The organism is Spiroplasma sp. ChiS, assembly GCF_002968355.1.
Taxonomy (GTDB): domain Bacteria; phylum Bacillota_I; class Bacilli_A; order Mycoplasmatales; family Mycoplasmataceae; genus Spiroplasma; species Spiroplasma citri.
This window is the reverse complement of sequence record NZ_PUUH01000225.1, coordinates 1-10,016: the sequence shown is the minus strand read 5'-3', so window position 1 is coordinate 10,016 and position 10,016 is coordinate 1. Positions and strand designations below refer to the sequence as shown.

At 27.2% G+C, this 10,016-nt stretch carries 9 protein-coding genes and 1 pseudogene; 8 read left to right on the top strand and 2 right to left on the bottom strand.

The window, feature by feature from the left end; genetic code table 4:
- Nucleotides 1–473 (bottom strand): annotated as a pseudogene (locus tag C6B38_RS05940) (IS30 family transposase); the annotation flags it as partial.
- Between the two features lie 341 nt (nucleotides 474–814).
- On the opposite strand from C6B38_RS05940, the gene C6B38_RS11335 reads away from it, so the two are divergent.
- The 3 genes from C6B38_RS11335 to C6B38_RS11325 are packed head-to-tail and all read left to right on the top strand — an operon-like array spanning nucleotide 815 to nucleotide 2,426.
- Nucleotides 815–997: a hypothetical protein gene (locus tag C6B38_RS11335; protein ID WP_233485594.1), complete on the top strand. Its 183-nt coding sequence runs from the start codon at nucleotides 815–817 to the stop codon at nucleotides 995–997.
- Between the two features lie 12 nt (nucleotides 998–1,009).
- A complete protein-coding gene (locus tag C6B38_RS11330) occupies nucleotides 1,010–1,420 on the top strand; it encodes a hypothetical protein (protein WP_233485593.1) in 411 nt (136 codons plus the stop codon).
- Nucleotides 1,413–2,426, top strand: coding sequence for a hypothetical protein (locus tag C6B38_RS11325; protein WP_233485592.1), 1,014 nt, complete (start codon nucleotides 1,413–1,415; stop codon nucleotides 2,424–2,426). The genes C6B38_RS11330 and C6B38_RS11325 overlap by 8 nt, the downstream gene beginning before the upstream one ends.
- A gap of 113 nt (nucleotides 2,427–2,539) precedes the next feature.
- Here C6B38_RS11325 and plsY read toward each other — a convergent pair whose 3' ends face one another.
- Nucleotides 2,540–3,343: a glycerol-3-phosphate 1-O-acyltransferase PlsY gene (plsY, locus tag C6B38_RS05930; protein WP_105298982.1), complete on the bottom strand. Its 804-nt coding sequence runs from the start codon at nucleotides 3,341–3,343 to the stop codon at nucleotides 2,540–2,542.
- 124 nt (nucleotides 3,344–3,467) lie between these two features.
- Between plsY and parE the strand changes: the two genes are divergently transcribed.
- The 5 genes from parE to C6B38_RS11315 all read left to right on the top strand — a co-directional run bounded on the left by parE (nucleotide 3,468) and on the right by C6B38_RS11315 (nucleotide 9,919).
- Nucleotides 3,468–5,405 carry a DNA topoisomerase IV subunit B gene (gene parE / locus C6B38_RS05925; protein ID WP_105298981.1) on the top strand — a complete coding sequence of 646 codons (1,938 nt, stop codon included), beginning with the start codon at nucleotides 3,468–3,470 and terminating at the stop codon, nucleotides 5,403–5,405.
- An 11-nt stretch (nucleotides 5,406–5,416) separates the two neighbouring features.
- Nucleotides 5,417–6,307, top strand: coding sequence for a hypothetical protein (locus C6B38_RS05920; protein WP_105298980.1), 891 nt, complete (start codon nucleotides 5,417–5,419; stop codon nucleotides 6,305–6,307).
- A gap of 2 nt (nucleotides 6,308–6,309) precedes the next feature.
- On the top strand, nucleotides 6,310–9,066 hold the full coding sequence (gene parC, locus C6B38_RS05915; protein ID WP_233485591.1) for a DNA topoisomerase IV subunit A: 2,757 nt from the start codon (nucleotides 6,310–6,312) through the stop codon (nucleotides 9,064–9,066).
- A gap of 16 nt (nucleotides 9,067–9,082) precedes the next feature.
- Nucleotides 9,083–9,307: a hypothetical protein gene (locus C6B38_RS11320; RefSeq protein WP_233485590.1), complete on the top strand. Its 225-nt coding sequence runs from the start codon at nucleotides 9,083–9,085 to the stop codon at nucleotides 9,305–9,307.
- Between the two features lie 87 nt (nucleotides 9,308–9,394).
- Complete coding sequence (locus C6B38_RS11315) at nucleotides 9,395–9,919, top strand: hypothetical protein (RefSeq protein WP_233485589.1); 525 nt, start codon at nucleotides 9,395–9,397, stop codon at nucleotides 9,917–9,919.
- Nucleotides 9,920–10,016 lie beyond the last annotated feature (97 nt).

The following is a 10,016-nucleotide window of genomic DNA, read 5'->3' as shown; positions in this document are numbered from 1 at the left end:
TTCTGTAAAAACATTTCTTTTACACTTATTCAATTTAAACACGGTCGGATTTTATCATTTATTACATCAACTACTCAATCTATTTGTTTTTGACTAACTTTATTAAAATCTGTGCCCTTAGGAAAGCGTTTTCTAAATTCACGGTTAATTCTTTCAATTAATGGTTTTTGTTTTGGTGAACCAGGGTCACAATAATAAACATTAGAACCAGTAATCTTTTCCATCTCTTCAAATTTACTAAATTATTTTCCGCGATTTGTTATTATTCCTTTAATTTTTCCAACTAAACCATTAATTCTAACTAATTCTTCAAGTTTTTCTAAAACTTCATTAGCAGTATGATTTTCTAATTTCATAGCAAAGTATTTTTTACTTGATTGTTCTACTAAAACTAAACAACTAGATAAATGTTCTTTTCCAACAACAGTATCCATTTCTAATCAACCAACATTAGAAACTTTATTTTCAATATCTCTGCATTAAGTTTTATAAAATCAAAGTTTTAACAAACCAGTTTCTCAATCAAAGATAATTTTTGAATTTTCTAGTTTTTGATAAAATTGCTTTTGTGTTTTATCTTTTACTTTATTCAATAAATTTCTATGTTTTTCACAAGTTCATAAAACTTTATTTGATACAAATTCTTCGTTGTGAATGATGATAATTTATAACAATCATTAACATCATATATTTTTTGTTGTTTAATTATCATTACCTCCTTTTAGGAGTTGTTTTTTTGCCGCTTCATCGTACATTATACATTTTTTTAATAAGTATAATTATAAGTATCACACAAAAGGAAGGTGACAATTAGATGAAACGGTTATTAACACTTTTTAGTGTTTTTGTTTTAGGTTTCGGTAGTAGCTTAGGTGTTGTTAGTTGTACAGTGCGAACAAAACATGAGCGTGATGAGGATGAAATGGAAGGTCATCAAGATCTTGAAATTTTAAATCAAATAAAACAGGAAGCAAAGCAAACTTTATCAACATGATAGCAAACAAAAACAATGATTAATATTATTAAGGAATATCCAGACCAAATATCATCATTTAAAGAACTAGTCGCACAAGTAAAAACAAAAAATGATGGCTTATTAACTTTAACGAGCACAGCAATTAGTAAATATCGTTTTTTACATCAGTTGCTTGTTGGTTTTAAAGCAGAGTTTAATAATTTGAATCAACATTTACGAGATCGATATTCAAATTATTATGTTGATACAATGCCATTATTCTTAGGAGAAAATGACATTTCATTTGATTTATATAATATTAATTTTGATAAGATAGCAAAGTTAGTACAAGATACTCCCCAAGCAGTATTAGGAATTAGAGTCCAGGTTAATATTGCTTATGAAGTGCGCTTTAAAGAATTATTACCAGTGCAGGATAAGATTAATAAATGTAACAGTGATTAATAATAATTTAGATGTTTTAAGTAAAATACAAGATGACCTTATAAAGTATTTTACTATTTTTCTTAATAATATTTTTAAAAAAGAAAATTTTAAAAATATTGTACCAATAAATAAGGATGCTAATAATTATGTCAGTTATAATGAAACAATAAGATTATTTATTGCGAAATCTTTAAGTGATGAAAATATTTCGTTTCGTAATATAGATTCAATAAATTTTATTAATAAAGACGCAAACATGACTATGTTGAATTTATATGATAAGAAGTATCAAAAGTCAATGTTTTCTGTCTTGACATGAGAGGGTGAAGGGTATAATCCTGCTAAATTAACCCCAGAAAACTTTTTAAAATTTTATAAAAAATTGATTGATTTTGATAGATTATTAATTCATAATGAGTATTATATACAAGCAACATTAAAATCTTTCAATTTCTTGGATAACTTTATTATTGAGAATCTCCCACTTAAAATTTTAAGTTTCAATATTGAATTAAAAGCACCAATAACAATATTGAGAGAAAAAAATAAATTTGATACTGACTTAATCATATTTGCAAAAACAATAATGGGTTTTTGACATTATTATCAATTAGAAACATATAATGAAAATAATCGTCTTGTTTTTAATATGAATCAAGTTAACTTTGATGAAATTGTTAAAAAAATTAGAACGAAGTATAAACAGAACCAAATGTTAGACAACTTTAACACATTTTTGAAATATGTTTTTAGCTTTTATTGGAAGTCATTAGACTGAAATACAAAGTTTTCTTATGATTACAAGTACAATATAAGTAAATTTAACAATAAAATTAATTGAATTGAAAATAAAAAATCTATAACTTTTCAATTATTTTATTCATGAAATAATGATACTAAGACATACTCACTCATTTCAAACAATGTTTACTTATCGTATAGCAACTTTTTTATAGTTTTATGTTTAATCCAAACAAGGGTGAAACCAATATTAATGATGGTAATTATAACTTTTTACAGATAATTGAATTTAAGGTAGCTTAAGTTTTGTTAATAAACAAAAATTTTAAAAATGAAAAATGCTTTCAGTTCTTTAGAATGAAAGCATTTTTCATTTAACTTATTAAGTACTTAAAACTATGGGTAATTATTAGTGTTTTTTATTTTATTGTGTTTTGAAAGATTACCATTTTCTAAATCAGATTTCCCTTTAAAATCATAAGGCTTTTCGGTTCCTTTTAATAAACGAGTAATATTTTGATGATGTTTTAAGATTAAGAAAATAGCACTTAAAGTAATAATAATATTAATTAAAGCTAAACTATCGTAGTAATTATCATAATTAACATAATGTAAGTAATTCACTCAAACAAGGTGAGAATTTTGAAGTAAATCACCATTAAAATTGATAATATCAATGCCACTTAATTGTGGAATTCAACATAATGCTCCTATAAATAGTGCTGCTAAAATTGAAGAAACAGAAACTCGTTTTCAAATAAAAATTGTACTTCATCAAACAACTGTAGCAATTAAAAAATAATATGGATTAGTCATTCATAATAAACCTAAAAAAGACGAAACTGTTTTTCCACCTTTAAATTTATAATAAATTGGATAAGAATGACCAATTAAAACAAAAAAAGCTGGAATATAATAACTAGTTGAACCAAAATTAACACCATTAATATTAATACAACTAATACCAAAGGCAATAAACATTGTAATAGTAACTTTTAGCATATCTAAAAACATGATGGCAAAACCTCATTTTTTTCCTAAAACACGACTAGTATTTGTGGCTCCGGCATTTTTAGAATGATAATCACGCACATCAATTTTATAAATTTTTTTACTAATAAAAATTGACCAACTAAAAGAACCAATTAAGTATCCAATTATTGCTGTAATAGCTTTTCCTAAATATCCATATAATGTCATTCCGTCACCTCTCTTTTATTATTATATAGCAATTAGAAATAATTTAGTAAATAATTGTAAATAAAAGCATTATAATATAAAATAGTAATAGTGAAAATTATATTTAAAAGGAATGATAGAGGATATGAGTATTGAAGATAAAACATTAAAGTATGATGAATCATCAATTCAGATTTTAGAAGGACTAGATGCAGTTCGAAAACGTCCAGGAATGTATATTGGGTCAACTGATGTTCGTGGATTACATCATTTAGTTTGAGAAATTATTGATAATTCAATTGATGAGGCATTAGCTGGTTATTGTAATGAAATTGATATTATTATTTATAAGAATAATGCTATTATGGTGGCAGATAATGGGCGTGGTGTTCCAACTGGAATTCATTCATCTGGAAAATCAACCCCAGAAGTAATTTTTTCAGTTTTACATGCTGGTGGAAAATTTGGTGGTGATGGTTATAAAACAGCAGGCGGACTACATGGTGTTGGTTCTTCAGTTGTTAACGCTTTATCGGCCACTTTTGATGTCACAATTTATCGTGATCACAAAGTTTGAAGTATTAAATTCGCAAATGGTGGTCAAGTTAAAGAACCATTAACAAAAATTGGAACAACAACGAAAACGGGAACAACAGTTACTTTTTTACCTGATCATAAGATTTTTAAAGTAATTGATTTTTCTTTTTCAACAATTTCAGAACGAATTCGTGAATCATCATTTTTAAATAGCGGGGTTAAGTTAACATTGACTGACCAACGAACTGATAAAAAAGTATCATATTTATTTAATAATGGTTTAAAAGAGTTCATTACTTATATGAATGAAGATAAAAAAATTATTACTCCAATTATTATGTTAAAAGGAGTAGAAAAACAAATCGAAGTTGAAATAGCATTACAATATTCAACTGAATTTAATGAAAATTTACTTAGTTTTGCAAATAATGTTAAAACAAGCGAAGGTGGTAGCCATGTTGTTGGATTCCGAACAGGATTAACAAAAGTAATTAATGATTATGCTCGGAAAGAAGGATTGTTAAAAGAAAAAGATAAAAATCTTGATTCAGTTGATACACGTGAAGGACTAACGGCTATTGTTTCAGTAAAAATTCCTGAAAATTTAATTCAATATGAAGGACAAACCAAAGGAAAATTAGGAACTTATGAAGCTCGAGTTGCAGTTGAAACGATTGTAGCAAAACAATTTGGATTTTGATTAACAGAAAATAAAACAAATGCTTACACTATTATTGAAAAAGCATTACTAGCTCGTAATGTTCGTGAAGAAGCTCGGAAAGCACGTGAAGCAGCGCGCAATAGCAAAAAACGGGGTAATAGTGATCGTTTATTAACAGGAAAATTAACCCCTGCTCAAAATCGAAATAAATTTAATAATGAGATTTTTTTAGTTGAAGGAGATTCTGCTGGGGGAAGTGCCAAATTAGGACGTGATCGTCGTTTTCAAGCAATTTTACCATTACGAGGAAAAGTAATTAATGCTGAAAAAGCAAAACTTCAAGATTTAATGAATAATGAAGAAATTAATTTAATGATTAATGCCATTGGTGCAGGAGTGGGAAATGGTTTTGACATTAATGATGCCAACTATGGTAAAGTAATTATTATGACCGATGCAGATACTGATGGGGCACATATTCAAACTTTACTATTAACATTTTTTTATCGTTATATGCGACCATTAATTGAAAATCATCGTGTTTATCTTGCTTTGCCACCTTTATTTAAAATTACTAGCACCAAAAATAAACATATTGAATATGCATGAGATGAAACAGAATTAAAAAATAAATTAAGTCAATTTCATGGTAAATTTGAATTACAACGTTATAAAGGGTTAGGAGAAATGAATGCAGAACAATTATGAGAAACAACAATGAATCCTCAAACTCGTCAATTAATTTTAGTAACAATTGATGATGCCGTTATGGCTGAAAGACGGATTGTAACCTTAATGGGAGATGATGCTAAAAAACGAAAAGATTGAATTGATGAAAATGTTAAGTTTACTTTAGAAGATGATTTTCAAGCAATCATTAATTAAATAGGCCAACAATGTTACAAGCAATCAAAAAATTAATTAATAAACTAAATCAAACCAATCTAACTCTTAGTCAATATCAAAATTTTCAGTTGTGACTTATTAAAATAAAAGAAACAAAAACAACATTGACATTAGAAGTTTGAACAAATAGTGGCATTGAATATAGTGAAAATACAATACTTGGAATAGTAGATGAAACAGCATTAAGTTGATGTTATGAAATTTTATTATTAGCAGCACAACAGACTGCTGAAAAAGAAATTTTTTGAAAAAAAATTATGCAAGAAGCAGAGCCACTTTATCAGTTAGAATCAAGTAGTAACTTATATTTGTTAACAAAACATGGTATTCACTTTTTTAACGATAAAATTATTGCTTTTGAATTAAACTACTATAATTATAATATATTAATAATTTTATTTGCTTGGCAAAAAATTAATATGGGAATTAATATGAAAAAAAGAAAATTAATTACACCTAAAAATTTACCACTAAAAATTAATCAGCAATTAAATATGTTAAATTTAACAATTTATAAATTATTATTAATTGAAGGAACCTTATTTTATCAATGTGAAATTGACTGATTATCTAAAACGGGTAAGTATATGATTAAATCAGCAACAACAATTTACTATCAACAAGAATTTAAAATACAAACAGATATTTTGTTAGAGTTACTACAGTTAATTGAAATTTGTAATAATCTTAATGACCAAATCTTAGCATATTTTCGAACATTGTTATTATTAACCCATCACCACCAATTGTTTACTTATGACAAGCATAAGGATTATTGAATATTAACAAAATTAGGGCACAAGTTATTTTATCAAATTGATTATAAAAAGTTTATAATCAAAAATGAAATGATGAAAGTTGATTTACAGAGAGGAATTTAGAAATGAGTAATAACGAAAAAGAAAATGAATTAGTTTATAGTTTAAATGATATTATGTCAGAACGCTTTGGACGTTATGCCAAATATATTATTCAAGATCGAGCCTTGCCTGATGTTCGTGATGGTTTAAAACCAGTACAACGCCGTATTTTATTTGCAATTAATGAATTACGATTAACTTTTAATACGAGTTATAAAAAATCAGCACGGATTGTTGGGGAAGTAATTGGAAAATATCATCCCCATGGTGATACATCGGTTTATGATGCAATGGTAAGGTTATCTCAAAATTGAAAAGTTCGTTATCCATTAATTGATATGCATGGAAACAATGGTTCAATTGATGGAGACCCAGCGGCAGCTATGCGTTATACTGAAACTCGTTTAAGTGAAATTTCCTCATTTTTATTACAAGATCTTGATAAAAAAACAGTTGCGTTTGCTCCTAATTTTGATGATTCAGAACAAGAACCAGTTGTATTACCAGCCTTATTTCCAAATTTATTAGTTAATGGTTCAACCGGGATTGCTGCTGGATATGCCACAAATATTCCACCGCATAATTTACATGAAATTATTAATGCAACAATTCATTTTATTGAAAAACCAGACAGTACGGTTAAAGATTTAGTAAAATATGTTAAAGGACCTGATTTTCCAACCGGAGGCATTATTCAGGGAAAAAGTGAAATCTTAGAGGCATATCAAACAGGAAAAGGAAAAATTATTGTTCGTAGCAAAATTAAATTTGAAAACAATGCTTTAGTAATTACTGAGATTCCATATGAAGTTGTTAAACAAGACTTAGTTAAAAAGATTGATGATATTAAATATAATGAACCAGGATTAAATATTAAAGAAGTTCGTGATGAAACAGACCGCGAAGGGCTACGAATTGTTATTGAATTAGGTAAACAAGCTAATGTTGAAACAGTACGGAAATTTTTATTAAAAAATACTAATTTACAAATTTCATATAATTTTAATATGGTTGCTATTGCAAACAAACAACCACGACAATTAGGACTAAAAGAAATTTTAACCCATTATGTTGAACATCAACAAGAAGTTATTACTAATCGTTCTCGCTTTGAATTAGCACGAGCACAAAAACGCTCAGAAATTGTTGCTGGATTAATCAAAACAATTAGTATTTTAGATGAAGTGATTGCTGTCATTCGCCATTCAAAAGATCGTAGTGATGCAATTCATAATTTAGTAAAAAAATTTGGTTTTACCCAAATTCAAGCAGAAGCAATTGTACAATTACGATTATATCGATTAACTTCAACGGATATTTTGCAATTAAAAGCAGAACAAAAAGAATTAATTGCAACAATTGCTGAATTAAAAGCAATTTTACGTGATATTAATAAATTAAATAGTGTTATTATTCATCAACTAGAATTAATTAAGAAAAAATTTGCTTCTCGTCGTCGTAGTGTGATTGAAAATGAAATTGAAGCAATTGAAATTCAAAAAACAGAAACAATTATTGAAAAAGATTTGAACATTTGAATTTCACGAGATGGATATTTAAAAGCCTTAGAAAATAATCAATTAGCGCGATTAGTAACCGAAGAATTTAAACGAAAACCAGGGGATTTATGAATTGCTGATTTTCAAGCTAATACTTCCGATAAAATTTTGTTAATTACTTCAAAAGGGAATTATGTTATTATTCCAGTTTATAAAATTAAAACAGTTCGACTACGTGATATTGGTGAACATATTAATACTATTTCTGAGTTACCAGGAGAAGAAAAAATTATTAGTGCTTTCTTATTAAATGATTTTAATAAAAAAGAACAATACATTATGTTAGCAACTAAAAATGGAATGATTAAAAAAACAGCCGTTAAAGATTTTGAAGCGACACGGATTAGTAAAGCACTTAAAGCTATTAATTTAAAAAATGATGATGAAGTTGTTGCTAGTCAATTAGTTTGTCATCATCCATATGTGGTCATAACAACAGCAAATGGTTTTATTGTTAAATATCGTAAAAAACAAATTCCAACATTAGGGTTACGAACAGCAGGGGTTAAATCAATTAATCTACGTGATGATGTTGTTATTAACGCGGGTTATTGTGAAGATGATAATTTAGTATTAATTACTAATCTTCATACTGGGAAAAAAATTTCTTTAACAGAAATTCCTACATCAACGCGACCGGTAAAAGGAACACGATTATATAAATTAAATAAAGATATTAATGAACTTGTTCGCTGAACGTTTTTAACAAAAGGGAAAGATATCTTGCATATGTTAAATCAAAATGATGAAATTGAGTTATTTAATACTGATAAAATGACTGTTCATAAATTAGTTACTGCCAATCATACCTTAGGTTTTGAAAATATTGTTGATATTGTTATTCCACATTATTATGATTTAAAAGTAATCCCATCAAAAAAAGGATTAGAAAGTAGTAGTACTGCTGGAAAAAAGCATTCGTTTCATCATAATGAACATGATAATGCCAATAATATTAAACCCTTAATTGAAGTAACACAGGCAACAAATAATTCTGTTCTTAATAAGACAGAATCAAGTGAAAAAAGTTATAATCAAGAAACAATCACAGCAGATAATACTAACGATGAAGAAAGTGATCTCAAGGTTAAATTAGCATTAATGATTCCACCAGAAGAAATTTATCAAGTCGAGCAGGTGATTGCAACAGCAGAGCCAATAACAACGCTGGATCATCATGCTAATAGTAAGAAAAGTATTAACAAAAAACATTGTGGTTAAACCACGCGGAGAAAAAATGCGCCAGAAAAATAAAAATATAAAAGAAACAAAAAAGAAATTTCGAAAAGAACAACAAAGTAAACAACAATCGGAACAACCAGTAACAAATGTGGAAACTGCCATAATTGCAGCGCCATCTGAACAAGAACCATCACCATTGTTTGTTCGTAAAACATTTGGAAAAGTAAAAACAACAGTAGACATGCTAATTGAAAAAAACAACGTGAACAAGTTAAAGTAGCATTAGTAAAAGCACAAGCACAACAAAATAATCACCAAAAAAATAGAAAACTGCTTGTTCCTTCTCTTCCTGAAGAAAAACCAACTTTTGGCAAAGTGGTTACGACAGTGGAGACTCTTCTTAAAAAATAGACAACAAAAAATTGATTTTGAGTTTAATAATAGTGAAAAAGATAACCCAAAAGATAAGTCTACGATAAAAGTAAAATCACGAACAGAATGGTTAAAAGCAATTGAACAAGCTCCAGCCGGAACAATTAAGGTAGGGTTAAGAAATGTTACCTCAAATAATCATGAACAAACAATGCAAAGAGTTGATTTTAAAGAAATTAAAAATAAGAGTGTAACAAAAGCTAAATTTAAAAAAGATTTAGCAATTGATGAAACAAAAGAGTTACAATTAACCATCCATGATATTTTAGATAAAAGTAAAAAATATATGAAAAATCAGTCAAAATTGACTGATTTTTCATATATAATTTTAGTAATTGCAGATAAAAACAAGAGGAGCGAAGAAAAAATGACTAATTTGGGAACAGACTTTTTAGTTAAATGTACTAATATTAATAAATTTTATCGAAAACAACATGTTTTAAAAATATTGGCTGTATAAATTATTTTGGGGTATTTACTATATTTTAAGAAATTATGGAATAAATAATATTTACTATATTTTAAGAAATTATGGAATAAATAATCCACATACTTAA